Origin of the sequence: Nocardioides sp. R-C-SC26 (assembly GCF_021246465.1) — a bacterium.
GTDB lineage: Bacteria > Actinomycetota > Actinomycetes > Propionibacteriales > Nocardioidaceae > Nocardioides.
The window spans coordinates 1-358 of sequence record NZ_JAHRHK010000045.1 but is presented as its reverse complement, the minus strand read 5'-3'; the positions used below and the strand labels follow the sequence as shown (position 1 = coordinate 358).

Genomic DNA, 358 nt, shown 5'->3' with positions numbered 1-358 from the left:
GAGGGACCGCTGACGACCCTGAAGATCGTGATCGGCGCGATCCTGTTCGGCGTCGCGCCCGACACCAAGATCGCCGACTTCGCCGCGGCGCTGCGCCGTCCGGGCGTGATCGCGATCGGCGTGCTCGCGCAGTTCATCGCACTGCCCGCGGTGACCTTCGGGCTCACCCTGTTGCTCGACGTCCGGGGCTCGGTGGCGCTCGGCATGATCCTGGTGGCCTGCTGCCCACCCGGCAACGTCTCCAACGTGCCCACCCACCGGGCCGGCGGCGACGTCGCGCTCTCGGTGTCGATGACGGCGGTCAGCAACCTGCTGGCGATCTTCCTGATGCCGCTCAACGTCGCCTTCTGGGGCGGCC

General features: G+C 70.4%; 1 protein-coding gene. It reads left to right on the top strand.

The annotated features are described in order from the left end of the window. Positions 1–27: 27 nt before the first annotated feature. The coding region (locus KSO97_RS17360; protein WP_232681885.1) for a bile acid:sodium symporter family protein at positions 28–358 on the top strand (331 nt) is incomplete at its 3' end.